This is a genomic window from Aeromonas sp. DSM 116730, assembly GCF_046581335.1.
Taxonomy (GTDB): Bacteria; Pseudomonadota; Gammaproteobacteria; order Enterobacterales; family Aeromonadaceae; genus Aeromonas; species Aeromonas rivipollensis.
This window is the reverse complement of sequence record NZ_CP144265.1, coordinates 1,384,279-1,410,336: the sequence shown is the minus strand read 5'-3', so window position 1 is coordinate 1,410,336 and position 26,058 is coordinate 1,384,279. Positions and strand designations below refer to the sequence as shown.

At 60.5% G+C, this 26,058-nt stretch carries 20 protein-coding genes; 11 read left to right on the top strand and 9 right to left on the bottom strand.

Annotation, left to right across the window (positions count from 1 at the left end):
- Positions 1-162 precede the first annotated feature (162 nt).
- The gene (gene dsdC / locus Aeroheme_RS06585) at positions 163-1,107 is read right to left on the bottom strand and encodes a DNA-binding transcriptional regulator DsdC (protein ID WP_234569077.1); all 945 of its coding nucleotides are present in this window, start codon (positions 1,105-1,107) and stop codon (positions 163-165) included.
- 230 nt (positions 1,108-1,337) lie between these two features.
- Here dsdC and dsdX point away from each other — a divergent pair, with 230 nt between their 5' ends.
- The 3 genes from dsdX to Aeroheme_RS06570 all read left to right on the top strand — a co-directional run bounded on the left by dsdX (position 1,338) and on the right by Aeroheme_RS06570 (position 4,525).
- Positions 1,338-2,675 carry a D-serine transporter DsdX gene (gene dsdX, locus Aeroheme_RS06580; protein ID WP_139745920.1) on the top strand — a complete coding sequence of 446 codons (1,338 nt, stop codon included), beginning with the start codon at positions 1,338-1,340 and terminating at the stop codon, positions 2,673-2,675.
- 16 nt (positions 2,676-2,691) lie between these two features.
- A complete protein-coding gene (locus Aeroheme_RS06575) occupies positions 2,692-4,023 on the top strand; it encodes a D-serine ammonia-lyase (protein WP_411166923.1) in 1,332 nt (443 codons plus the stop codon).
- A 325-nt stretch (positions 4,024-4,348) separates the two neighbouring features.
- Positions 4,349-4,525: a hypothetical protein gene (locus tag Aeroheme_RS06570; RefSeq protein ID WP_106886258.1), complete on the top strand. Its 177-nt coding sequence runs from the start codon at positions 4,349-4,351 to the stop codon at positions 4,523-4,525.
- Between the two features lie 85 nt (positions 4,526-4,610).
- Here Aeroheme_RS06570 and icd read toward each other — a convergent pair whose 3' ends face one another.
- Complete coding sequence (icd, locus tag Aeroheme_RS06565) at positions 4,611-5,864, bottom strand: NADP-dependent isocitrate dehydrogenase (RefSeq protein ID WP_411166922.1); 1,254 nt, start codon at positions 5,862-5,864, stop codon at positions 4,611-4,613.
- A gap of 190 nt (positions 5,865-6,054) precedes the next feature.
- Positions 6,055-6,930, bottom strand: coding sequence for a helix-turn-helix transcriptional regulator (locus Aeroheme_RS06560; protein WP_411166921.1), 876 nt, complete (start codon positions 6,928-6,930; stop codon positions 6,055-6,057).
- Between the two features lie 129 nt (positions 6,931-7,059).
- Here Aeroheme_RS06560 and manA point away from each other — a divergent pair, with 129 nt between their 5' ends.
- Together manA and Aeroheme_RS06550 are read left to right on the top strand one after the other, a co-directional pair.
- Positions 7,060-8,259: a mannose-6-phosphate isomerase, class I gene (manA, locus tag Aeroheme_RS06555; RefSeq protein ID WP_411166920.1), complete on the top strand. Its 1,200-nt coding sequence runs from the start codon at positions 7,060-7,062 to the stop codon at positions 8,257-8,259.
- Between the two features lie 164 nt (positions 8,260-8,423).
- Positions 8,424-9,512, top strand: coding sequence for an alpha/beta hydrolase (locus Aeroheme_RS06550; protein ID WP_408780475.1), 1,089 nt, complete (start codon positions 8,424-8,426; stop codon positions 9,510-9,512).
- A 99-nt stretch (positions 9,513-9,611) separates the two neighbouring features.
- Here Aeroheme_RS06550 and Aeroheme_RS06545 read toward each other — a convergent pair whose 3' ends face one another.
- A complete protein-coding gene (locus Aeroheme_RS06545; RefSeq protein ID WP_106886253.1) occupies positions 9,612-9,761 on the bottom strand; it encodes a hypothetical protein in 150 nt (49 codons plus the stop codon).
- 673 nt (positions 9,762-10,434) lie between these two features.
- Between Aeroheme_RS06545 and Aeroheme_RS06540 the strand changes: the two genes are divergently transcribed.
- The 3 genes from Aeroheme_RS06540 to Aeroheme_RS06530 all read left to right on the top strand — a co-directional run bounded on the left by Aeroheme_RS06540 (position 10,435) and on the right by Aeroheme_RS06530 (position 13,756).
- Positions 10,435-12,336, top strand: coding sequence for a PTS fructose transporter subunit EIIC (locus Aeroheme_RS06540; RefSeq protein WP_411166919.1), 1,902 nt, complete (start codon positions 10,435-10,437; stop codon positions 12,334-12,336).
- A gap of 255 nt (positions 12,337-12,591) precedes the next feature.
- Positions 12,592-12,882, top strand: a complete 291-nt coding sequence (locus tag Aeroheme_RS06535; protein WP_411166918.1) for a hypothetical protein — start codon at positions 12,592-12,594, stop codon at positions 12,880-12,882.
- A 61-nt stretch (positions 12,883-12,943) separates the two neighbouring features.
- On the top strand, positions 12,944-13,756 hold the full coding sequence (locus Aeroheme_RS06530) for a hypothetical protein (RefSeq protein ID WP_411166917.1): 813 nt from the start codon (positions 12,944-12,946) through the stop codon (positions 13,754-13,756).
- A 120-nt stretch (positions 13,757-13,876) separates the two neighbouring features.
- Here Aeroheme_RS06530 and Aeroheme_RS06525 read toward each other — a convergent pair whose 3' ends face one another.
- From Aeroheme_RS06525 to Aeroheme_RS06510, 4 genes are all read right to left on the bottom strand, one after another.
- Positions 13,877-16,198, bottom strand: a complete 2,322-nt coding sequence (locus Aeroheme_RS06525) for an Ig-like domain-containing protein (RefSeq protein WP_411166916.1) — start codon at positions 16,196-16,198, stop codon at positions 13,877-13,879.
- 277 nt (positions 16,199-16,475) lie between these two features.
- Positions 16,476-17,333 carry an aldose 1-epimerase gene (locus tag Aeroheme_RS06520; protein ID WP_411166915.1) on the bottom strand — a complete coding sequence of 286 codons (858 nt, stop codon included), beginning with the start codon at positions 17,331-17,333 and terminating at the stop codon, positions 16,476-16,478.
- Positions 17,330-18,781, bottom strand: coding sequence for a sugar porter family MFS transporter (locus Aeroheme_RS06515; RefSeq protein WP_411166914.1), 1,452 nt, complete (start codon positions 18,779-18,781; stop codon positions 17,330-17,332). The genes Aeroheme_RS06520 and Aeroheme_RS06515 overlap by 4 nt, the downstream gene beginning before the upstream one ends.
- An 81-nt stretch (positions 18,782-18,862) precedes the next feature.
- Positions 18,863-22,141 (bottom strand): DUF5107 domain-containing protein, encoded by a 3,279-nt coding sequence (locus Aeroheme_RS06510; RefSeq protein ID WP_411166913.1) that lies wholly within the window; start codon positions 22,139-22,141, stop codon positions 18,863-18,865.
- A 119-nt stretch (positions 22,142-22,260) separates the two neighbouring features.
- On the opposite strand from Aeroheme_RS06510, the gene Aeroheme_RS06505 reads away from it, so the two are divergent.
- Both Aeroheme_RS06505 and Aeroheme_RS06500 read left to right on the top strand, forming a co-directional pair.
- Positions 22,261-23,475 (top strand): ROK family protein, encoded by a 1,215-nt coding sequence (locus Aeroheme_RS06505; protein WP_411166912.1) that lies wholly within the window; start codon positions 22,261-22,263, stop codon positions 23,473-23,475.
- Between the two features lie 130 nt (positions 23,476-23,605).
- A complete protein-coding gene (locus tag Aeroheme_RS06500) occupies positions 23,606-23,887 on the top strand; it encodes a hypothetical protein (protein WP_411166911.1) in 282 nt (93 codons plus the stop codon).
- Between the two features lie 543 nt (positions 23,888-24,430).
- Here Aeroheme_RS06500 and Aeroheme_RS06495 read toward each other — a convergent pair.
- The gene (locus Aeroheme_RS06495) at positions 24,431-25,303 is read right to left on the bottom strand and encodes a LysR substrate-binding domain-containing protein (RefSeq protein ID WP_408818824.1); all 873 of its coding nucleotides are present in this window, start codon (positions 25,301-25,303) and stop codon (positions 24,431-24,433) included.
- A gap of 98 nt (positions 25,304-25,401) precedes the next feature.
- On the opposite strand from Aeroheme_RS06495, the gene Aeroheme_RS06490 reads away from it, so the two are divergent.
- Positions 25,402-25,815 carry a hypothetical protein gene (locus Aeroheme_RS06490; protein ID WP_411166910.1) on the top strand — a complete coding sequence of 138 codons (414 nt, stop codon included), beginning with the start codon at positions 25,402-25,404 and terminating at the stop codon, positions 25,813-25,815.
- Positions 25,816-26,058: the final 243 nt, after the last annotated feature.

Here is a 26,058-nt window from a genome sequence, read left to right as displayed (position 1 = left end):
AGAGATAAAAGGGGTGTCATCCAAGCACCTGCATTCATATATAACAAGCCATAGCGCTGCCCACAGCCGTCAGCACAGAATGTACGAATATTGGCCACCTCATTCTAACGGCGAATGAAATGAGAGCGAGTCCGGGCAGCACTCTGTATCCCTCTCCCTGATTCAATCAATTTCCTTTGCCTGGGCGCTTATCCATTCGATGAATGCCTGGATCTTGGGGCACTGACGATGGGGGAGCGTGGCCATGTAGTAGCGTTGATTGCAGCGAACCGCCTTGCCCGGGAAGGGCTCCACCAGTTCGTTTCGCTCCAGCCGCTGGCGCACCAGGTTCTTGCGGCCCATGGCCACGCCGGCATGATTGATGGCGGCTATGATGGCGAGATCGGAGCGATCGAAGCCCATGCTCGACTGGCAGCCATCGAGGGAGATCCCGGCCTGGCGAGCCCAGCTGCACCACTCGTCGGTGTCGGAGTCATATCCCCAGGCCTGCCTGTCGTGCAGCAGGCGGCAGTGGTTCAAGTTATCCGGGTTATCGAGCAACTGGTGCCGCTCGGCATATTCGGGGCTGCACACAGGCACCATGTATTCATCCATCAGCGGGTGGATGGCGAGCCGCTCCGGCACCTTGTCGTCGAAATAGATCGTCAGGTCGATGCCATAGCCGTGCAGGTTGACGTTCTCGTTGCCGGTCATGATGTTGAGATCGATCTGGGGGTGCAGGCGGGAAAAATCCGCGAGCCGCGGCACCAGCCAGCACTGGGCGATGGAGGGGCGGGAATAGACGGTCAGGGAACCGGACAGCTCCTGATTCTTGATCTCCAGGATCTCCTGATTGATGAACTCGAGCGACGACTTGAGTGCCCAGAAGACCCTTTGCCCCTCAGTCGTCAGCATCACCTTGCGGTGAAAGCGCTGGAACAGCTTGAAGCCGAGCTCCTCTTCCAGCGCACCTATCCGGTGGCTCACCGCGCTCGGGCTGAGCGCCAGCTCATCCGCCGCCAGGGCGAAGGAGCTGTGGCGTGCCGCCGCCTCGAAAGTGTGCAGCTTGGAGAGCTGATAGCCGCTCAGCAGCTTGTTTCTCGATACGTAGTTGTCTTCGGTATACATACGCCTTCCCCATCACAGGCTCAACATCGCCGTCATGATATCCCGGACTCCCCTATTTAGGATGACGTAACCGAACCCAAGTCACAGAAATACCGCTAAATGTGATGAATGTGGCACCTTTGCATCAACTCAGATCATCCAAGAAGCCATTTTAATCATTTGTCAGCCCGGCGCCCTTGCCGTTCAATAGGCCCATCATTCATCTCTTACCATCCTTGTCGAGGCGCAGTATGAATTCTGAAGTGTGGGTCGTCGGTACCTTGCTGACTAGCATCATTCTGATTGTCTTCACCATAGTGAAGGGCAAGGTGCATCCTTTCCTCGCCCTGCTGCTGGCGAGCTTCTATGTAGGCACCATGATGGGGATGAACCCGGTCAAGATGGTCAATGCCATGGAAGAGGGCATAGGCGGCACCCTGGGCTTTCTCGCCGCCGTCATCGGTCTTGGCACCATACTCGGCAAGATGATGGAGGTGTCGGGGGCGGCGGAGCGCATCGGTCTCGCCCTGCAAAAGTGCCGCTGGCTCTCGCCCCAGGTGATCATGGTGCTGGTCGGTCTGGTGTGCGGCATCACCCTGTTTGTCGAAGTCGGTGTGGTGTTGCTGATCCCGCTCGCCTTCTCCATCGCCCGCAAGACCAAGACCTCGCTGCTGACCCTGGCCATTCCGCTCTGCACCGCACTGATGGCCGTGCACTGCATAGTGCCGCCCCATCCCGCTGCGCTCTATGTCACCAATCAGCTGGGTGCCGACATAGGCTCCGTCATCGTCTATGGCCTCGCGGTCGGGCTCTTTGCCTCCCTGGTGGGCGGCCCCCTGTTCCTGAAACTGCTGGGCAAACGGGTGCCGTTCAAGGAGGTGCCCGCCGCCTTTGCCGACATCAAGGCCAGGGATGAGGCAAGCCTACCGACCTTGAGCGCCTCCCTCTTCACCGTGCTACTGCCCATACTGCTGATGCTGGCCAAGACGGTGGCCGAGCTCAACATGGATCACGCAAGCCACCTCTACACAGTGCTGGAGTTTATCGGCAACCCCATCACCGCCATGTTCATCGCCGCCTTCACTGCCTACTACGTGCTGGGGATCCGTCAACGCATGAAGATGGAAGGGCTGCTGGACAAGACCGAAGAGTGCTTCTCCTCCATCGCCAACATCTTGCTCATCATAGGGGCGGGCGGCGCCTTCAACGGCGTGCTCAAGGCCAGCGGCCTGGGGGACAGCCTCGCCACCATACTCTCCCAGCTGGACATGCACCCCATACTGCTCGCCTGGCTGGTGGCCATAGTGCTGCACGCCGCCGTGGGCTCCGCCACCGTCGCCATGATGGGGGCCACCGCCATCGTCTCCCCCATCATGGTGCACTACCCGAACATCAGCCCCGAAATCATGACCCTGGCCATCGGCTCAGGCGCCATCGGCTGCACCATGGTGACCGACTCCCTGTTCTGGCTGGTCAAACAGTATTGCGGTGCCACCCTGAACGAAACGCTCAAGTACTACACCAGTGCCACCTTTGTCGCCTCCCTGATGGCGCTGGCCGGTACCTTCCTGCTCTCCTATATCGTGTAAAAGACAGAGACATCCCATGAAAAACATCGACGTCCAACAGCTCATTACCCAATTCCCGCTGGTGCAATCCCTGATAGCACTCGAGCCTGTCACCTGGTTCAATCCCAACGCCACTACGCTGGCTGTCGGTCTGCCCTATGTGGGGCTCGATGGCAACGATGTGGCGGATGCGTCGGCTCGCCTGGCCCGCTTCGCCCCCTATATGTGTGACGCCTTCCCCGAGACCCGTGCCAGCAAGGGCATTCTGGAGTCCGAGATAGCGGCTATCCCGGCGATGCAGGCAACGCTCAATGAGCGTTATGGGGTCGAGCTGACCGGCAAGTTGTTGCTTAAAAAAGACAGCCACCTGCCCATCTCCGGCTCCATCAAGGCCCGCGGCGGCATCTACGAGGTGTTGACCCACGCCGAACGGCTGGCCATCAAGGCCGGGTTGCTCTGCGAAGAGGACGACTATCGCAAGCTGTTCACGGACGAGTTCCGCCAGTTCTTCGGCCAGTACAGCATTGCGGTGGGATCGACCGGCAACCTCGGCATGTCCATCGGCATCATGAGCGCCAAGCTCGGCTTCAGCGTCACAGTCCACATGTCCGCCGATGCGCGGGAGTGGAAGAAGCGCAAGTTGCGCGAACACGGGGTGATCGTCGTGGAATACGCCGAAGATTACGGGGTAGCTGTGGAGCAGGGGCGCAAGGAGGCCGAGCGCGATCCCAACTGCTTCTTCATCGACGACGAGAACTCCCGCACCCTCTTCCTCGGCTACTCGGTGGCCGGCGAGCGGGTGAAAAAGCAGTTCGATGAGATGGGCATAGTGGTGGATGCCGAGCACCCGCTCTTCGTCTACCTGCCCTGCGGCGTCGGCGGTGGCCCGGGGGGCGTGGCCTTTGGCCTCAAGCTCGCGTTCGGGGACAACGTCCACTGCTTCTTCGCAGAACCCACCCACTCTCCCTGCATGTTGCTCGGGGTCCACACCGGATTGCACGACGCTATTGCGGTGCAGGATCTGGGCATCGACAACCTCACCGCCGCCGATGGCCTGGCGGTGGGACGCGCCTCCGGCTTCGTCGGTCGCGCCATGGAGCGGCTGCTCGATGGCTTCTACACCCTGAGCGACCAGGAGATGTATGACCTGCTGGGGCTGCTGGCCCGGGACGAGCAGATCCGCCTCGAGCCCTCGGCCCTGGCCGGCATGCCGGGCCCCTGGCGGGTCAGCGCCGATGGCGACTGGCAGGCATCGCGCGCTCTGGATGCCGGGCGCATGGCGCAGGCCACCCACCTGGTGTGGGCCACCGGCGGCGGCATGGTGCCCGCCGAGGAGATGGCAAAATACCTCGCCACCGCCCAGCTCTGATCTTTTTTTCAACCGAAAAACCCGCCACCCCGGCGGGTTTTTCTCTTCTGGGATCAGCAAGATGGCATGCTCTTTGCCCAAGATTGGCTCCCCCCCGTGCCCCTCCCCTTGCCGTCAATCCCCCCAAGTTGGTTATTTTGTGATACGATAGAGGCCGTTTTTTGACATCTGCGCCCCGTTGTCGCCTTGATCCTGCAAGATCACCACCCAGTCCGGTGGGCACAACGAGCTTGGGCGCAGCACCACAAGTGACCCGGTTGAGTCAATGCTGGCGGCCTGTGCCGGCGAGCGACACCAGGGGCACCTTAGATAAGGAGATCGGGCTATGAAACAGTATCAAAGCTGGCTTGGACAATATCTGATGAGCCGTCGCGATGGCGATCACGCCATGGCTTCCGAACTCGCCAACTCCATCTGCGAGTTCTGGCAGGCGCAGGGGGATGAGGCCGAAAGCAGCAAATGGCAGCAGCTCTACCAGCAGCACGTGGAAAAGACCACCTGAGGGCGGCACCTTCAGGCTTTCTGGCCTGTCACCCATAAAAAAAACCGGCGCTCATGGCGCCGGTTTTGCTTTTTCAGATTTCCGATCACATCTGGTCGACCATGTCCTGGGCGAACTGGGAGCAGGAGCGCAGGGTGGCGCCTTCCATCAGTCGCTCGAAGTCATAGGTGACTGTCTTGTTGGCGATGGCCGCTTCCATGCCCTTGACGATGAGGTCGGCCGCTTCGACCCAGCCCAGGTGGCGCAGCATCATCTCGGCGGAGAGGATGAGGGAACCCGGGTTCACCTTGTCCTGACCTGCGTACTTGGGCGCAGTGCCGTGGGTCGCTTCGAACAGCGCCACGCCGTCACCGATGTTGGCGCCCGGGGCTATGCCGATACCACCGACCTGAGCGGCCAGGGCGTCGGAGATGTAGTCACCATTCAAGTTCATACAGGCGATGACGTCATACTCGGCCGGACGCAGCAGTATCTGTTGCAGGAAGGCATCGGCGATGACGTCCTTGACGATGATGGTCTTGCCGGTTTTCGGGTTCTTGAAGGAGCACCAGGGGCCGCCGTCAATCAGCTGGGCATCGTACTCTTTCTGGGCCAGGGCATAGCCCCAATCCTTGAAGGCACCTTCGGTGAACTTCATGATGTTGCCCTTGTGCACCAGGGTCACGGAGTCGCGATCGTTGTCGATGGCGTACTCGATGGCGGCACGGACCAGACGCTCGGTACCGGCCTTGGACATGGGCTTGATGCCGATGCCGCAGGACTCGGGGAAGCGGATCTTCTTCACGCCCATCTCGTTTTGCAGGAAAGCGATGACCTTCTTGGCTTCATCGCTGTCCGCCTTCCACTCGATGCCGGCGTAGATGTCTTCGGCGTTCTCGCGGAAGATCACCATGTCGGTCAGCTCGGGGTGCTTGACCGGGCTCGGGGTCCCTTCGTAGTAACGGACCGGGCGCAGGCAGACATAGAGGTCCAGCTCCTGGCGCAGGGCCACGTTGAGGGAGCGAATACCGCCACCGACCGGGGTGGTCAGCGGGCCCTTGATGGCCACGCAGTATTCACGAATGAAATCCAGGGTTTCGGCCGGCAGCCAGGCACCTTCGCCATAGATATGAGTCGATTTCTCGCCGGTATAAATCTCCATCCAGGCGATTTTGCGCTCGCCCTTGTAGGCTTTCTCGACCGCAGCGTTCACCACGTTCAGCATGGCCGGGGTCACGTCCACACCTATGCCATCCCCTTCGATAAACGGAATGATGGGGTTGTGGGGAACGTGCAGCTTGCCGCTGGCATCGACTGTGATTTTCTGACCCTGGGTCGGGATAACTACTTTGCTTTCCATCGGCATCTCCTAACTTCCGTTTGTTATCAATCTGATCGTTGCGCGCGGCCATCTTAGCCCATCCATTTGCATAATCAAATGGCGGGCGTGCATGTCCGACCATAGTCGGGGACTGGATCACAATGCGCCACTTCTGTCCGCTCCCCAAGAGGCACAAGCCCGTGCAGTTCGGCCATGGCGAACGCCGCCGTCATGGCGTCAGGCTCTCGCTCTGCCCCTGAGGCTGGCTCAGGGCGCGGTACTGGGAGGGGGTCAGCCCTGTCTTTTGCTTGAACACCCGGCAGAAATAGTTCACATCGCTGTAACCACAGCGGCTAGCCACCTCTTCCAGCCGGAAGCGGTATTTTTTCAGCATGAACTTGGCCCGATCGATGCGAACCCAGCTGATGTAGTCCGCCAGGCGCATGTGCCCCTGCTCGCGAAACAGGTGGGAGAGGTGGCTCGCCGAGACGTTGAAGCGGTGGGCGATGGAGTCACGGGTGATGGGGCGGTGAAAGTTCTCCTGGATATAGATGCAGATGCCGTGAAACAGGTCAGCCCCTCTCGGCCGCTCGAAGGTGGACTCCGCCAGCAATTGACGGGCACTGGTGAGCAGCGCCTGCAACAGGTGGTTGTCGGTGGGGGAGCGGCCCGGGTCTTCCACCAGCACGTTGAGTGCCGCCAGTATGTGTTCATTCACATGGCCGGCCCGGGCCATGATGCTGTGCTTTTGCACATCGAAGAAATCCGGGTCTTCCCGGCGCTTGCTCACCAGGCTGAAACCGAGCTGGCGCTTGCCAAACAGCAGGCTCAGCACAGAGCAGTCCGTGGTCCAGAGCGGCTTGTTCCAGCCGTTGGGGGGTATGTAGAGCGCCTGCCCCGGCAGCACGCTGACCTCCTGGCAACCCGACCCCCTGTCCCAGATCTGATTGAGGTATTCGCCGCTGAATACCAGCTCGAGGCGGGGAAAGTTGACCTGGTAGCTGAAGCCGGGCGGCACCCCCTGATCCTGGGCGAACCAGATCTGTTCGAAGGGAACCTGGTCGTGAAGGGCGCCGTCGAGCAGCTGGCTGAAGATGAGTGACATGATGATCCCGATCAAGAGAGAGGCAAGCGATTGCGGCGGCAAAGGCCGCCCATGTTATAGTCCGGGCCGGACCGTCAATTCCACCCTTTTCTTCAAACCACTTTCTTCACGACAAATGAGGCGTCCCTTATGAGCAGTCGAGATCTGCCCTCCTTTCTGTTGATGCAAAATCCGATTCAAGGTTATGACTGGGGCAGCCATGACGCCCTCACCACACTGTTTGGCATCCCCAATCCGGCTGGCAAACCCCAGGCGGAACTCTGGATGGGGGCCCACCCCAACGGCTGCTCCGAGGTGACCCTGGCGGGAGATGTGCAGAAACTCTCGACCCTGATAGAGAGCGCCCCCGCCGCCGTGCTGGGGGACGCCACCGTCGCCCGCTTCGGCAGCCTGCCCTTCCTGTTCAAGGTGCTGTGCGCCGAGAAGGCCCTCTCCATCCAGGTGCACCCGAGCAAGGCCCAGGCCGAAGCCGGCTTTGCCAGGGAAGAGGCCGCCGGCATCGACGCCAAGGCCGCCAACCGCAACTACAAGGATCCCAACCACAAGCCGGAGCTGGTGTTTGCCCTCACCCCCTATCAGGCGATGAACGGCTTTCGCGCCATCCCGGCCATACTGGCGCTGTTCGATGCCATGGCGCTGCCGGCGCTGGCCGAGCTGACCGCGGCGCTGCGCCAGTCACAGGATGAGGCTGGCTTGCAACACTTCTTCCACCAGATGCTGATCCTGGACGGCGCGCGCAAGGAAGAGGCCCTGACTGGCCTGCTGGCCTATGCCGCCGCCCGTCAGGATGACGAGACCTTTGCGCTGATCACCAGCCTGGCCGCCCAGTACCCGGGCGATGTCGGTCTCTTCTCGCCGCTCTTGCTGAACGTGGTGACCCTCAAGCCGGGTCAGGCCATGTATCTGGACGCCTGCACCCCCCACGCCTATGTGCGCGGCACCGGCCTTGAGATCATGGCGAACTCCGACAACGTGCTGCGCGCCGGGCTCACCCCCAAATACATAGATGTGGCAGAGCTGCTGGACTGCACCCGCTGCCTGCCCAAGCCGGACGATCAAATCCTGCTGGCCCCCCACCTTGAAGGGGCTGTGCAGCACTTCGAGGTGCCGGTACCTGACTTCACCTTCAGCGTCTACCCGGCCGGTGAGCACGCACTCACCACCGCCAGCGCCGAGATACTGTTTGCCATAGATGGCACAGTGACCCTCCAGCAAGGTGAGCAGTCACTGCGCCTCGAGAAGGGGCAGTCTGCCTTCGTCCCCGCCGCCACCGGCAGCTACCGGCTGCTGACCGAGGGGCGGGTCGCCCGCGCCGGCAACCGCTGCTAGGGAGCGCCATGCCCCCCTGAATCCACAAGGGCCATCTTCGGATGGCCCTTGTCGTTTCTGCCCCAAGGAAGAGTGGCCGGATCCCGACTAGGCTCTTCTCCATCGGTCAGGATTTCAAACGAGTCACTGACCACTTGACGAGGGCACGAGAGAAGGAGAGCACAGTGTTTATAGTGACCAACCGTGTGGTGAACGAGGGGAGCAAGAGCCCCCTTGGCGTCTTCGGCGACAGGCCGGAGGCAGGCCCGAATGAGTTGCGACTGGCGGAGGCCAGCCGCCAGGGAGACAAATGGCAGCTGGACTTGCTGCCCGACCAGATCACCCCCGAGATGGCCGAGAGCGTGGGGCTGGATCCCGCCGCCAGCTACCCGGCCAGCGCCTATGTGGCCCGCAAGCTGCTGGAGCGCTGCGCCGGCACAGGGACGGGCAAACAGAAGCTCAAGACCGGCAAGCACCTGCTGCTGTTCGTCCATGGCTTCAACAACGATCTGAAGGATGTGCTGGAGCGGGCGGCCGGTCTCGAAGCCCAGTATGGAGTCGAGGTGCTCTGCTTCAGCTGGCCCGCCAATGGCGGGGGCGCCCAGGGGGTATTGAGCTACAAGAGTGACAAGCGAGATGCCCTGGCCTCCGCCGGGGCTCTGGATCGGGTGCTGGAGAAGATGAGGTTGCTGCTCGAGGAGTTCAATGCCCAGTATGTGACCGAGCTGGAGGGCAAGGCCCAGAAGAAGTTTGCCGGCAACGGCGAGGCCTGGGATCGCTACTTCTCGAAGGAGGTGAACAAGCGCTGCCCCTTCACCATCAACCTGATGCTGCACAGCATGGGCAACTACCTGTTCAAGCACCTGCTCGGCAGCAGCACCTACAACGCCAATCACCTGCTGTTCGACAACGTCGTCATGGTGGCCGCGGACACCAACAACGAGCACCACGCCGAGTGGGTCGACCGGATCCAGTGTCGCAACCGCCTCTACATCACCATCAATGAGCGAGACAGCGCCCTTCTGGCGTCACGGATGAAGATGGGGGAGCAGCAGAAGGCGCGGCTCGGCCACTACACCAAGCAACTGGACTCCAGGACGGCCACCTACGTCGACTTCACCGATCAGCCACAGGTGGGGGACTCCCACGCCTACTTCGAGGGGGACGCCATCACCAACAAGAAGGTGGCGGCCTTCTTCCACACTGTGCTCAACGGCGGCACGGGGGAGAGTGCGGCGCACTTCGACATAGCCCAGAATGTCTACCGCCTGTAAATCAGGGCACCCTTTCACCTTGAAAAAAACCACCGCCCTGAGTCAGGGCGGTGGTTTTTCATTATCTGCTCAACCGATGGCCATCATGGCCGTCGGGGGCTAGTGTTCTGCCGCTTCCGGCTGGGGAACTTCCGAGCGTTCCCGCTGCAGTTCATCGACCCTGGCTTGCCATTTGTCATGGGCCTGTTTTTGCCCCTGTGACTCAAATTCCTGGCGCATGGTGTCGATTTCTTGGTCAAGTTTTTCCATCAGGATGTCTCCTTACATCTCGGGTTACACACTGGCTGACGGCACTGTTGGCCAACCTGCTCTACCCGATTGGACACCAAGTCTTCCCCGATTGTCCAACTAAATAAACGATTTATTATGCAAAAACCAATCTAAAAAACAGTTTCAGGCCCCTTATGAAACCATATAAAAGCCACCTGAAGCGATCTGGTTAAACTCAATATTTTCTTTGATTATCAATACATTGAAATTATCCACCTCGGCCTTGTCATCGCCCTTACCCGGGGCTTCTGGTTATGCACATTTTTTTCACGACCTCCGATTGGGCCCGCCTTGCCCATGCGAAGCCGCTCCCGGGCCGCACTTTTGCCGGGCCGCTCACATTTCAGGGCGCGGCCACAGCACACAAATCTCCAACCCGCGCTCCTGGTGTGGGATAGGTATATCGCCGTCACTTTCTGACAATTGCATCAGAAGCACACTTAACCAATTGTTTTTAAATGAATTAAAAACCAGCCATCCAAACTGGAAAGACGACCTAAAAATGCGAGCGGGGTCACAGGACGGGGGTGATGACACAAAAATCCAGTAAAGGGCACATATATCCGATTTCGACTCTGGGGGAAGAGCGAAACAATAGGCGGGTCAATTGTTACCCATCGCAACGGCTCCACGAAGGAGCCAGGAGACACCTATGCTCACCTCCTTGATAGACGAAGGATTGATCTGCCTCGACATAGCGGCCAACGACAAACAGGGGCTCTTTGTCGAGCTGGCCGCACGGCTCAAGGCCTGCGGCAAGATAGCCAGTCAGGATCAGTTCGTGCGCGACCTCTGGGCGCGGGAAAACCTCGACAACACAGGGTTTGAACAGGGGGTCGCCCTGCCCCACGCCAAGAGCGAGGCCGTGCTGCAGCCCGCCATCGTCATCGGCATCAGCCGCCAGGGGATAGACTACGGCGCCGAAGATGGCTTGCCCTCCAGGCTGTTCTTCATGATTGCCTCCCCGGCAGGGGGCGCCAACCATCATATCGAGGTGCTGGCCGAGCTCTCCACCAAGCTGCTGGAGCCGGGCTTTATCCCGCAAGTGCAAGCAGCCACCAGCAAGGCCGAGGTGCTCGAGCTGCTGGCGGCCCAGGCTCCCGCCAGTGCAGCCAGCAGCAAGCCAGCCCAGCTCAGGGCGCCGCAACCCAGCGCACCCGAACCCCAGGATCGCAGCATCAAGGGCCAGCTCAACACCCTCAAGCAGCACCTGCTGTTTGGCACCTCCCACATGATCCCCTTCATCGTCGCGGGGGGCGTCTTGCTGTCGCTCTCGGTGATGATGAGCGGCAAGGGCGCCGTGCCCGAGGCGGGTGTGCTCAAGGACATGGCCGACATGGGGATAGCGGGGCTCACCCTCTTCACCGCCGTGCTCGGCGGCTACATCGCCTACTCAATGGCGGACAAGCCGGGTCTGGCGCCGGGCATGATCGGCTCCTGGATAGCGGTGCAGCAGTACCACACAGGTTTTCTCGGCGCCATCCTGGTGGGCTTTATCGCCGGCCTCATCGTCAATCAGCTCAAACGCATAAAACTACCGGACTCCATGAGTTCGCTCGGCTCCATCTTCATCTATCCGCTGATCGGCACCTTCCTGGTGTGCGGTATCGTCATGTGGGTCATAGGTGCCCCCATCGCCGCCATGATGGAGGGGATGAACCACTGGCTCTCCAGCATGGCGGGCTCCGGCAAGGTGATGCTGGGGGCCATCCTCGGCGGCATGACCGCCTTTGACATGGGCGGCCCGGTCAACAAGGTGGCCACCCTGTTTGCCCAGACCCAGGTCAACACCCAGCCCTGGCTGATGGGAGGCGTCGGCATCGCCATCTGCGTGCCGCCCCTTGGCATGGCACTGGCGACCCTGCTCTCCCCCCGTCGCTACAAGAAAGAAGAGCGTGAAGCGGGCAAGGCGGCCGCCATCATGGGCATGATCGGCATCAGCGAGGGGGCCATTCCCTTTGCCGCCGCCGACCCGGTGCGCGTCATTCCGGCAATCGTCGCGGGCGGCATAGTCGGCAACATCACCGGCTTCATGATGCACAGCATCAACCACGCCCCCTGGGGCGGCTGGATAGTGCTGCCGGTGGTGGAAGGCAAGATGGGTTACATCCTGGGCACAGTGCTCGGCGCCCTGACCACGGCCCTCATCGTCAACCTGCTGAAAAAACCGGTGACCGACGAGGAAGAGGTCACTACCCCGGGTGGCGGTTACGACGTCATCGAAGCGGAAGGTGAGGCAGAAGTGCTCGCCATCACCGCCTGCCCCTCAGGGGTGGCCCACACCTTCCTCGCCGCCAAGAGCCTGCAAAAGGCGGCCGCCAAGGCCGGCATCAAGCTCAAAGTGGAGACACAGGGCGCCAACGGCATCATCAACCGCATCACCCCCAAAGACGTGGCCAACGCCCGCTGCGTCATCCTGGCCCATGACGTTGCCATCAAGCACAGGGAGCGCTTCAATAGTATCGAAATAATCGATGTCAAAACGAAGGATGCTATCCACAATCCAGATGGATTGCTGGCCCGCACCCTGGCTGGCAGCAGCAAGGTCGCCTGACGAGAGCGGGTTTGCCGTGCTGAACATAAGGGGCCGCCAGGCCCCTTTTTGCATGTCAGCATTCCCCCCTCTAGCGAGGCGAAACTGGCTCTCTTAAAGTGCTGTCGCTGCGGCCGGGCCCACCTGATACAGTCATATGGATACTTGGTCGGCAGCCTGACTGGCTGCCTGCGATCGACCCAGGTGGGGATGGCAGTATCCCTTGCCGGGTCGCTAACATACTGACGCCGTCCTTCCCCCATCCGGAGCCCCTGCATGGACCTGTTCTTACTGTTTGGCCTGCTCGCCATGGGGGCAACGCTTTATGCCGTGCGTTTCCGGGACAGGCGGCATGCCCATCCCGACTGGCAACGGTTGCCTACCCGCGCCGAGTATTTGAACGCCTACCCCGAGTGCGCCACCGGGGATGAGCTCAGCGCCCGCTGCTATGCCTGTGGATCGGACAAGGTACTCGGCCATCCCCAGAGCGGCTGGTTCGACAACCGCTTTCGCCATACCTGCCTGGCCTGCGGCAAGCTGTTGTTTCACACCGAGGAGCCGCGCTGAGCTAGTGTCCCAGATTGGCAGATCGCGCTATGCACTAGATGGATAACTTAAGAGGGCTCTCATGAGTGACTACATCCTCACCACCCGTTGGCGCTGGCTACGCCAGCATGTGAAAAAGCTGCGAGCATCCAAGTCGGAGCTCGAAGAAAAGGAAACTACTTGGCGCTTCGTGGGGCTAGTGATGACGGCGATTCCTGCCCTGACTGCTGCAACCTACCTGCTGGGTATGGCTTATCACTATGGCTATACAATGGCATTCGGCATCGACTATGCCGAATTCTCTCCACCAGCAGACTACATCCTGGCTTTTGGATTATTCAGTACCCTTCAGACACTCAAACCATGGATGTGGCCAGTGTTGGGTAGCATATTTACGATTTTTTTAGTAACCATCACCCTAATAGTGTGCCCGCGCAGGAGAATCCGCCTCACATGGTTGTGGCAACGATCATGGCTCTATCACGGTCTTGTCAAACGAGCAAAGAAAATAGGACGCTACCCTGCCCCATTGCTTCACCAGCTATTCATCTGCCTTGGAAATCACTACTACAAGTTTGCCTTCCTATTTTTAGCGGTACTGTTACCCGTTTGGGGAGCCCTGAGCTTTTTCCTTCAAGGAGCAACGGAAGCACAAGCCCAAATTTTGCGCCTCGAGCAAGGCACCTGGCCAGTGACCGAGGCCCATAGCCAGTCGCCCCTGCTGGGGAATGAACCCCATATCCGCATCGCCTGCAACGGCACCTACTGCGCCTATCGCCTCAAGGAGGGGGATACCCTGCTGCTGCGACACGATCAGATTGAGCAGACCCGTTACCGGCCTGAACCTCCCCTTACGGACGAAGCCAAGCCACCTGAAGCGCCCGTGCACCCTTGACCCATCCCCATAAAAAATCCGGAGCCAGTGACTGGCTCCGGATGATTGTCCCTCACGGGCGGGCGGCATCGGCCGTGTCACCCGTCCGTTCGCGGCGCGCTCGCCTGTCACATAGCCGGATTAAGGGGTCGGCTTGACCAGGGTATCCAGCCCGTTCACCGTCAGGGTGCCTCTGCCTCGGGTCATCTTGTGGAAGTTGGTGCCTTGCTGGGACGGGTTGTCTGTCCGGGTCAGCAGGGTGGCCCCGTTGTTGTAGTTCTGGATCTCGGTGGCGGTGAGCGGCCGATCAGACAGGATCAGCAGCAGAGTACGAAACGCCCTCTGCGAGGTGGCCGCGCTCGGCACCCTGGGCTTCTGGTCGGCCGGGATCAGGGCATAGGCATCGAGGCTGGCGGGATCCGTCATCTCGGAGGCGTCCATCAATCCCATCAGGTAGAGCTCGATGTCGGCGTAGTTGGCACTCACGTTGTTCAGCTGGCCGACGATGCCGAGCCAGGGAGCCCAGTGCCCGGTAACGGGTGGCACCACCCAGTTCGCCCAGCGATGAGCCATCTCGTGCAGTATGGGGCCATAGGTCGAGGTCGACAGGTACTTCTTCTTGTAGAGGAAGAAGACTCCCTGCAGCTTGCCGTCCGAGTGAAACGCCGCCGTCTCATCAAACATACCCAGGCCTATGCCCGCCACATCGTTTCTGACGTGGGCATATTCACCTGTGGGCATGTCCGGGGGGACATCGTCGTTGTTCATCACCACAGTGATGAAGTCGAAGGCATCGCTGAACTGGTTGTAGACCTGTCCGGTCAGATCCTTCAGGGCACTCTGCCCCTCGAGGGAGTTGATGGAAGTCGTATTCCAGAATGCAAAGGCTTCCGGGCTCAGTTGCAACGAGGCCAGCTGGTTTTGCCGTGGCTCGATGATGATGGGGGCCTCGGGGGCCGTCGGCATCACGCTCAGCCGGGCCGCCGTGCTGGTGACGCCCCCCAGGCTGGCGCTGATGAGTGCCACCCCCTCGCTCAGGCCGCTCGCCTCCCCCCGGCTGCCAGAGGCATTGCTGATGAGCGCGATGGCGGGCGCATCGGAGGACCAGAGGATGGCGTCGTCGTCCGTCACCTCCTGGTTGCTGCCATCGGAGAGGCTGGCCATGGCCTGATATTGCACCTTGTCTCCCACCATCACAGAGGCAGCCGCCGGCGTTACCTCCAGGTTGGTCACCACGGCGGATGAGACGGTCACCGGGGCAGAGGCGGTGAAGGCAGTGCCATCCAGGGTGCCGCTCGCCATTATGGTGGCAGTTCCCACCGTCTGGCCCGTCACCAGCCCCTTGCTGCCCGCCTGGTTGCTGACGCTCGCTATCCCGGGTTGATTGCTTTGCCACTGAATGAGGGCGTTGTCGGTGACATCGAACGAGGTGCCATCGGTGAGATAGGCCGTGGCGACATATTGTGTTTGCAGACCAGCCGCAATGGCGCTCCCCATGGACTGCACCTCAAGCCCGATGACGGCGGCCGAGCTCACCCTGAGCGGCTCGGTCGCCTCGAGGGAGACACCGTTGATCATGCCGCTCACCCCTATGGTGGCACTCCCCGGAGTCAGCCCGGTGACCAGCCCGGTCTCGCTGATGCTCGCCACCGCCGGATCGCTGCTGTGCCAGGTCAAGGCATCATGCTCGGTCACCTCCATGGGATCACTGTCATCGGACAGGGTGGCGAAGGCGTGCAACTGCGCACTCAACCCCATGGGCAGCGGATCCTCGGGGGCATGGATGTCCAGCCCGGTGATCACCGCATCCGTCACCGTCAGCGGGGCCGACGCCTGGAAGGAGACGCCGTTGAGAGTGCCGCTGGCCTCAATGTTCGGCTCCCCGACCGCCACCCCGGTGGCAAGACCCTTGTTGCCGGCCTCGTTGCTGACCAGGGCGCTGCCCTCGTCACTGCTGCGCCACTGCAGACCTGCGGCCTTGGTCACGTCTCGCGACTGGCCGTCGGAGAAGGTGGCGATGGCCACGAAGGGCTGGTTCAATCCCACCGGCACCCTGGCCGTGACCGGGGTCAGTTGCAGCTCTGTCACATAGGCATCGATCACCTCCACCCTGGCGGTGGCGCTATGAGACTCACCATTGACTGTGCCCGTGCTGGTCAGGGTGGCCGTGCCCGGACCGACCCCCGTGGCGAGGCCCTGCTCATCCACCCTGACCACGGCGGTGTCGCTGCTGCTCCAGACAAGGTCGGGATGCCCGGTCACATCCTGCACGGCGCCATCATCCCAGGTCGCCTGTACCTGAAACTGCTGCTCGACGCCGACGGGCACCCTGATCTCTTCCGGACTAATCCGCAACGAGGCGAGGGTGGGACCCTCCCCCGTTGCGCCCTCCTCGTCATCACTACCACACCCCAGCAGCGCCAGCGCTGCCAATCCTGCTATCAACCACTTGCCCACTGCCATGCCCATTTCTCCCTAAACCAATCCCTTGCCCGGTGCGCTTAGCGTGCGCCGGGGCCGCCTGTCGCTGCGGCTGTTTGAACCTGACGGGGAGTAGAGCAAGGGGGTATTTTACCGTCCACCGAAAGCCACGGCGCAGACAGCCTGGGTTAAGAAAACCGCGATGAAACCCGGCAACCCGCCCCCAAGTCCCTGACCAGCCGCCCTTTATCCGTCGCCGAACCGCGGCATACGCCAATGAATGAGGCCCTTTCGGGCCCCTGTCATTGCCTGCCCGGAGTCATGGAGCCGGGCGCAGGCTGAGGGTCATGCCAAGGCTCATGCGATCCCCTCTGTCGAGCAGCCGCAAACCGGGGTGACCGGCCAGGTGGTGGGCATTGGCAGCGTGACTCTGGGGCTCCAGGCAGACGAAGCCGCTCCCCTCGTCGGGCTGATAGAGCATCAGGAAGGCGCACTCGCTTGAAACCAGCAGGCGCTGCTGGCGGGCAGGTTGGTCAATCTCCGCCTGACCGCGCCAGCCGCCATAACAGTGGTTGAGCCACCCTTGTGGCCGCTGCCACTGGCGAAAGTCGAGGTTTGACAGCAATTCGCTGCTCCAGCTAGTCGGCAGATGATCCGGCCCCTCTTGCCAGACGCCGCTCGCCAGAAAGCGGATGCGGGTCTGCTCGTCACGCCAGAAGAAGGGGTGAAACCCTGCACCATAGAGGCAGGGCACCTCCCCCAGATGGGTCAGGCTGATCCGCGCCACCAGGCTTGCCCCCTGCAGCCGATAGTCGATCTCCGCCAGATAGTGAAAGGGGCCATTTTGGCTGGTGAGCTGCAAGGTCACCGAACTGCCGGTCAACGCCACCGGCTGCCATGGCTGTAGCCAGCCATCTCCATGCAAAAAGAAGTCGGGATCGCGCTCGCTTTCGGGCAACGAATAGTCCTCTCCCCACAGTTCGAACCGGTTGCCGGCCACCCGATTGGCCAGGGGCAGCATGGGAAACAGGGCGCTCTGCCCGGGATGCCAGGGCTGCGCCGGGTCTGTGTCTCGCAGCAGCGGGCGCCCTTGTTCATCCTCCAGCCCCAGCAGGCAGGCCCCCTGTGCAGAGACCCGCATCCGAAGATGCGGGTTACCCAATGTGTATACAGTCATACCGCCGTGCTCACCTTGGCCGGGGTCAGCTCCACCTTGCCCTGGGCCAGCTGGGCTTCCAGCGCTTCCAGGGTGACCCCCTTGGTCTCGGGCACCTTGCGGTAGATGAAGATGAGGCCGGCGAAGCAGATGAGGCCGTAGAGCAGGAAGCTGCCAGCGGCCCCCAGCCCAGCGTTGAGCAGCGGGAAGGTGTAGGTCAGCACGAAGCAGGCAATCCAGAGCGCCAGGGTGCCCGCCGACATCGCCAGCCCCCGCACCCGATTGGGGAAGATTTCCGAGAGCAGCACCCAGGTGACCGGCGCCAGGGTCAGGGCATAGATGGCGATGGCCGTCAGCACCAGCAGCAGCACCGGCAGTCCCAGCACGCCGCTGGCATAGGCCGCCGCCATCATGCCGTAGATGATGGTGAGACCCGCCGAGCCAATCAGCATCAGCTTGCGACGGCCGATCTTGTCCACCATGGGCAGCGCGATCAGGGTAAACAGCAGGTTGATAAGGCCGGTGGCGACGATGGATTTGAGGGTGCTGTTGATGTCAAAGCCGGCGGAGGCGAAGATCTCCTGCGCGTAGTTGAAGATGACGTTGATGCCGCACCACTGCTGGAAGACCGCCAGCACGATGCCGATGATGAGGATGGGGCGCACCGAGGGCTTGCCCAGCTCCGACAGCGACACCTTGTGGGTCTCCCCCACCAGGGTCTGGCGGATCTCGGCCAGGGTCTGCTTGGCATAGGCATCGCCGCCAATCTTGCCGAGCATGCGGGAGGCCTTCTCATACTGACCATCTTTGGCCAACCAGCGCGGGGACTCCGGCACGAAGAACATCAGCACCAGAAACGCCAGGGCGGGCACCAGTTCGGCACCGAACATCCAGCGCCAGCCGGACTGGCCATTCCAGGTCGCCAGAATGTCGGCCTGGGTGGCGTTGCTCGCCACCGGATCGGCGATCATCAGGTTCACCAGCTGGGCCGCCAGCACCCCCAGGACTATGGTGAGCTGGTTGATGGCCACAAACTTGCCCCGCTTGTCGGCCGGGCTTATCTCGGCGATGTACATGGGGGAGAGCGCCGACGCGAGACCTATCCCTATGCCGCCTATGATGCGATAGACCACGAACAGATCGAAGTTGCCGGCAGCGGCCGTGCCCCAGGCCGAGATGGTGAACAGGACGGCGGCCAGGATCAGCGGCTTCTTGCGACCGAAGCGATCGGCGGTCCAGCCGGAGATGGCGGCCCCCAGCACACAGCCCACCAGCGCCGAGCTCATGGCCCAGCCGGACTGGGCCGGATCCGTGATGGCGAAGTAGGCCTCATAGAAGGGCTTGGCCCCGCCTATCACCACCCAGTCGTAGCCGAACAGCAGGCCACCGCAGGCGGCCACCAGGCAGATGATCCAGATGTAGCCCATATTGAGCCCACCCGTATCCAATTGATTTCGCGAACTTTTCATGACGCACTCTCTCTATCTTGTCGATTGTAGGGTACTGGGGCGCTTCGCACCGTGGCGAAGCGCCGGTTTTTGTTATGAGTGTTATGAGTTGAGTGAAAGATCACGGCAGATCAGGGCAAAGAGGTGCCCCTTGTCGTGAGCCGGGTTAAGGGTGAGCAGCTCTCGCAAGCTCTGTTCACAGCCATAGTGCTGACCCAGCCCCAAGAGGCCGAGCGCCCTGACCAGCAGGCAGTGCTGGCGGTGTTTGTGCTGGGGGTCGTCATCGAGCACGATGAGATCGGGCAGGGAGACGGCGAAGAAGTCCGCCTCGACCCGCTCGCCCATGGCCTGCTCGGCCCAGCCGACCATGCCTTCAAACAGACGCTCCGCCTCCGCAACCCGGCCGAGACGCGCCAGCGCCATGCCCTGATAGAAGAGGTAATCCACCGGCTGATCGTTGTAGTAGCGGCTGGCCCCCAGCGACCCCTGACCGAGGCAGGCCTGTTGCAGGCACTGGGCCGCCAGACTCTGGTTGTCACAGGCCAGATGGCAGAGCGCCAGCAGGTAGTGGATGTCGTTGTCGGTCTGCCCCACCAGACGCCCCTCCCCCAGATTGAGGGGGTAGTGCAGCGCCTGTTGCAGCAGCGGTATTGCCTGCTCGTGACCTCCTTGCGCCATCAGTGCCAGCGCCCGGCGCTGCTGGTTGATGAGGTACTGACCTGTCACCTTGCCCTCGCCCCCCTCCCAGGGATGGAATTCACGCAGCCGCAAGATCTCGGCCGCCGCATCCAGCTGGCCGGTGATGTGATAAAGGCTGAGCAGTTCGGCAGTCAGATCGTCGCGCTTGAGGGCCACCTCACTGTGTGCCTCCAGCAGCGCCAGCCGCTCGGCGGGTGCCATGGCGCCGCGCTTGTGCAGCTGATCCAGTTCAAACAAGAGGCGGGCATCATCCGGCTTGAGGGCGAAGGCGCGACTCAGGCACTGCTCGGCCGCCGCCAGATCGCCGCTCTTGTTGAAGTGATAGATGCCAAGGTTGCGCCAGGCAGGGGCAAACCCGGGCGCCTGCTCGCACACCCCTTGCCACAGGGCGATGGCCTGCGGGTAGTTGCGCTTGCTGTAGTGGAAGCAGCCCAGCAGATAGCTGGCAAACCAGCTGTGGGGCAACTGTGCCAGCATGGCCACCTCCCCCAGGGTATTGGGGAAGCGCACCTTGCGGCCAAAGGCCTGCTCGGCCCGTTGCAGCAGGGCATACTGCGCCTCACCTTCCGGCAACAGACTGGCCTGGAACAGCAGCGGCAGGGTCTCTTCCACCGGCAGCAGCGAGAGCAGTTGCTGCGCCAGCTCGGGGCGACCCAGCGCCAGCAGGTCACTTGCGAGGAAACAGAGGTTCACCCCGCGCCCGTTGCACAGGGTTCGCAGCGCCTCGAGATCGGTCGGCTGTTCACTCGCCAGCCAGCGCAGTAAGGCCAGCTGATAGTGGAGCGGATAACGGACTCGCTGCTCGTCTATATAGGCAAGGGCCGCCTCCCGCTGACCGCACTCCAGCAGCGCCAGCCCCTTGAGGGCGATGGCACCATAGTGGGTACCGTTGACCGCGAGACTCTTCTCGACAAAGGGCAACGCCTGCGATGGGTCACGGCGCACCATGGCGATGCGGGCCAGCCCGAGGAAGCCGCCGTCGCGGCAATTGCCGCTCCAGGTCGCCTTGTAAAAATCATCGAAGGCGGCGTCCAGCTGGCCTTGGCGCTCCTCGATATGGGCCCGCAGCAGGCTGGCCTTGCCGCACTGGGGGTTCTTGTTGAGCCGATGGGCCCGGGTCAGCGCCTGATTGACGTAGACCAGCGCCTGCTCATAGTTGGCGCGGTTGTACTCCAGGGTCGCCAGCGACAGGTTGCAGCGATAGTCGCCACTGTCGAGCTCCAGCGCCCGCAGGTAGTAATCAAAGGGGGAGCGGCTGGCGTGCAGATACTGCTCAAGATGTTGGCCGATGAAGTAGAGCTCGTCGACCGAGTCGAGATTGACGGCAGGCTCAGGTGCCGTGGCCGGATCCGGCAGGGCTTCGCCCGCGGGCTGATGCTCGAGATAACTCAGGATCGGCTGGCCCTGCTCATCCAGCAGGCGCACCTGCAAACGTCCCTCGCTGGTGATGGCCTGCGGCTCAAGCCAGGCCTGGCCCGGTTGCAACTCCAGCGTCTGGGTGAACAGCACGCCGCCCTCGTCACTCACCTCGAAGCGGGCGTGGCACAGCGGCGCGATCGCGTAGGCGCCGCACAGCAGGCCGTCATCGGTGCGCTCCAGCTTGATGGCGGCGCGGGTGTTGGCGTTTTGCAGGGTGCCCAGGGTGTTGTAGGGCAGGAAGTTCTGCACGAACACCTTCTCCTCCCCCGCATCCAGCCAGGTGAAGTCGGGCTGGTTGTCGGTGTAGACCCCTGTCATCAGCTCTATATAGGGGCCGTTGTGGTCGGTCAGGTTGCGATCCCAGGCCAGACCGAAGTCACAGTTGCCCCAGCTCCACTGCTTCTTGCCTGGGGAGACGTGGTGATCCGCCACGTGCAGCAGGCCGCCCCGCTCGTCATGGCAGTAGGCACCGACGAAGTCGTAGTCAGACTTGTCCGCCATGTAGGAGGTGGGCACCGGGATGTTGCGGTAACGGGAGATATCGACCCCGGCGGAGTAATCCACCTTGTAGTAGGTGCCACGGGCTATGGGGAAGGCGCTCACGTCGCGCTTGCCGTGGTCATAGACGGCGGTGACATCGGGCGGGAAGACGCTCTGGTGGGCATCGCCCCCCTTCACCGCCGGATTGGACCACCAGAGGAAGTGACGCGGGGTGTCGTTGCCGTTGAACACCTTGCCGGTGATCTCGATCAGCGCCTTGTCCGGGTAGAGGGTGAAGCCCGCCATCACCTGCAGACCGCGCATCGCCTCCACCTCGCCGAGCCAGACGGTCTTGGCGCCGCCCTCGTGCTCCTGGATGGTGAAGTCTACCGGCATAAAGGTGGTGGGCCTGTGGTGCTGGGGCCAGTTGAACTCGATGCCGCCGGAGATCCAGGGCCCCACCAGCCCCACCAGCGCCGGCTTGATCACCTCGTTGTAGTAGACAAAGTCGCGCTGCATCACCTTGTCGTAGGCGCGGTGGATGCGCCCGCCCAATTCCGGCAGCAGCATCACCTTGATAAAGTCATTCTCCAGCCAGACCGCCTGATAGGACTTCATCTGCTTCTGACCGGTGAGGGTGTCGATCACCCCATAGGGATAGACGGCCCCCGAGGAGCCCTGATAGACCCGCTTCTCGAGAAACATGGGGTTGGGATCTTCGGCACCGACCTCGTAGGTCGGCAGGGTGACGGCTTCTACCCAGACTCTTACATCAGCTCTCATCAATCTCGCCTCATTCAACATTTATTAGTAAACGTTTCGATGAAGCCAGTTTAAGATGGCGATGACAGCGATTTTCGCTTAAAGATCACGCAATACAGTAAGCGGAGTTTAGTGAACAGATGATCGTCGGCCTGAACAACCAGAAGGTACGCCACCACAACAAGCAGGTGCTGCTGGCGCTGCTCTACCAGCTCAAGGAGGCGAGCAAGTCCACCCTGGCTCGCCACTGCGAGCTCTCCATCCCGGCGGTCAGCAAGATCCTCGACGAACTGGTGGCCGATGGCGCCATCAGCCACAGCGAGCAAAACCTCTCCCTGCGCGGCATCAACGGCGGCAGCTACCGCATCGCCAGCGGCCAGGGGGCCATCCTCTGCCTCAACATCAGCCCCACCAGCCTGGAGAGCATACTGGTGGACAACCTGATCACCCCGCTGGATGAGTTCAGCGGCCAGAAGATAGCGCCGCAGACCCCGGAGGAGCTGCTGCGCCTGATTGAAGCCCACTACTACCAGCACAAGCGCCGCCACAAGGGGCTGGCGATCCGGCTGGCGCTGGCGGTGCACGGCCAGGTCAACCCGGCCACCGGGGTCTCCCAGACCATGCCGCAGGCCCCCTGGCACGCACCGGTCGAGCTCAAGTACCTGCTGGAGGAGCGCCTCGGCTGCGAGGTGATGGTGGACAACGACTGCATCATGCTGGCGCTGGCCCAGAAGTGGCAGGGCCGGGAGAGTGGCGGGGATTTTTGCGTCATCAACGTCGACTACGGCATCGGCTCCGCCTTCATCATCAACGGCCAGATCTACAGGGGCGCCCTGTTTGGCAGCGGCCAGATAGGTCACACCATCATCAACCCGGACGGCAGCGCCTGTGCCTGTGGCCGCTACGGCTGCCTGGAGACGGTCGCCTCGCTGTTTGCCATCAAGAAACGGGCGAGGGTCTTTCTCAAGCAGCAAGCCAGCGCCGACAACCCCGCGCCGGCGGGCGGGGAGCTCGACACGACCCAGTTGCTCGCGCTCTACCATCAGGGGGATGCCATGATCCGCGCCCTGGTGGACGAGGGCGCCCGCGCCATTGGCCTGAGCCTCTACAACTTCCTCAATATCCTCAACATCAACCGCATCTACCTGTATGGCCGCAGTTGCGACTTCGGCGAACCCTGGTTGCAGACCATCGTCAGCCAGACCGGTGCCAACCCCTTCGACTGCAGCGATGCGGTCAATGCGACCCAGTTGCGTTTCGGCGAGCTCAACCGCCCCCAGCAGGTGATGGGCATCGGCTATCTCTACGTGGAGCGGGCATTGGCGCAGCGTGATGCGGCAGGCTTTAGCCAGTGAAAACGGGTCGCCCCTGCCCCGACAAAGAAAGGGTCTCCCTCACTCAGTGGACCAACACCACATGGGGGTAGGAGAGCCAAGCGGAGAGGAATATGATGGGCGCGCCATCCAGAACAGGAGCCAGTGCATCATGACAGCACAGCGTGAACAGCAAAAACAGAGCGAACCGCAGGCGCAGAGCGAAATCCATCGCTGCGATAAGTGCGGGGAGCGCACCCGCCATATAGTGGTGCTGGTCCCTCGCGATCACAGTCAGGACATCATGCCCAAAGACCCGCGCAAGGCCTTCTGGCACGCCTTTCGCACCAGCACCCTCACCAACTGGGCATTCGGCTCGACTCTGGCCTATCAGACCACCCATGTGCGGCATCTGATCTGCGAGCGCTGCGGCGAGAAGTTTCTCGAGTATTGAGTACCTGTTGCCCCGCAAGGGGCGATAGCCAGCCTGCTGCCGCACAAATATACCCGCACTCTCACTCATTTGTTGATCACCGACCGGTTTCTCGCAAAGGGCCGTTTTACCCCCTTCCACCACAGCTTGCTATGCCCCGCTTGCAACCATTCTCCCTCGGGAGCGCTGCCTGTGCCGCAACAAGGTAATCGAGCGGCCATGTCCCGTTATATCACCGGTTAACCGCAGCAGACTGGAAGCTGTCGTCACAGGGGGTAGCGTGGTTTTTAGGTTGGCGCAGCGCGTAGCTAAGCCCGACAGGCGAGCATTATTGCGCCAGCCAGAGCGGAATAAACGTGGATGCAAGAGATTGGCACACCAGAATTAACGATACATTTCGCGGTAAACCTTGGCTTCACTTCGTTCAGCACCAGCCCATGATTTTTAGCCCAGGATACGAGATGAGCCATATATCCAACGAGACGGTAATCGAAACGACGGTACCTTGCTCATGAAGTGCTTCCTGATCGCACAAACCGGGCTGAACCTCCTTTATTCAGTGCTCTACTGTCCTTCACCATCATTTGGCGTTACAACATTATGCTGCATTTCTCTTAGAAAGAGATTGGTTAAATCTTGAACCGTTCCATCCATCTCTCCCCGCTGGCGATAAACTGCAATTGTAATATTTGGGAGTGCAGGGAGCTGGGTCAATCTCTGGCTATGCTTTGGGGGTGTTTGAGAAAATAAAGCGACGACGCCCAGCCCAGCCTCTGTAGCAGCCTGTAAAGCTGCAAGGCTACTGCTCTCAAATACTATATGCCAAGGAATACCTTCTCTATTCAATGCCTCTAATATACGATTACGCCATGAGCAGGGTTGACTGAAAATGACTAAAGGTAATGATTCACCTTGATGTTCGAACCCATGCGCTGCAAACCAATAAAGTGGAAAACTAAATTCCTGAATTGGTGCTGGTGCATTGACTATCGGCATGCTGACCAACACATCCAGCTCACCACGTTCAAACGCAGCAAATAGTGACTGCTTGTTAGCAACCTCAACCCGCAAGCTTAATCCAGGATGCACACAAGCAAAGTCTGCTAGTACGCGGGTAAAGTGATTACTCACAAGATCTTCAACCAAACCAATACTGCAATGCAGTTTACCTTGTGATGCAGGCTTTAGACTCAGTTGATCGGTCAGACTCAAAATGCGTTCTGCATAAGGTAATAACGCCTCTCCCTCAGTACTTAAACGTATTCCTCTGTTGGAGCGAAGCAGCAATGCATGGCCTAGTTGCTGCTCTAAACGCTGAATTTGCTGGCTAAGCGCTGGCTGTGTTTTCCCTTGTAATATTGCGGCCCGGTTAATGCTGCCACATCGTACAACACTCACGAAAGAGCGCAGCAGCGCGGTATCAAAGTCATTTGTCATAAAGGAATCTTATATCTGCCATTCATTTTTGCAGTCTACCTATGAACTGTGGCATCCGCTAGACTGAGCATGCTTTTATTTTTTAGCTGGAGTTCACGATGTATGTTTTAGCTGTCATTCTTGCGATCGTAGGTTCGGTCGTATACCACCTTTCGATTAAATTTGTTCCTAGTGGTGTCAATCCATTTTTATCTCTGTCCTTGAGTTATGGCATCGCCCTTTTATTATGTTTACCTGGCATTTATTTTTATGACGGTAGTCGCAGCTTCCAAATATTAAACTGGAGTGTTGCGGGCGTGGCGCTGGGAATTTTGGGGATTGAGCTTGGATTCTTGTTGCTATATCGAGCCGGTGGTCATTTAGGAATATCTTCATTCCTGACCAATGCGGCAGGTACACTCTTGCTTTTACCTATTGGATTGTTGTTTTTTCGAGAAGCCTTTTCAGTCACTCGATTGCTGGGCATGGGTGTCGCCCTCTGCGGTCTATGGATGATGATGCCACGTAAATAATAAAGCCCGTAGGTTCGACTAGCAAAGCTGATTCGGGTATTGGCGTATCTTGGATATTGAATTTTCGAACGCCACGGCAACCTTTAGCGAAGTAGGTGGATGCTTAATTCAATGGCTCCTCATGTTCATTTATAAAGAGCAAACTGAAAAGTATCCAAATTAAAGCATGTCCTTACTTGCGCCAATAGAGCTAACTGAATTATACAAGAATGAATCTATACAGACGTCCCCCAATAACTAAAC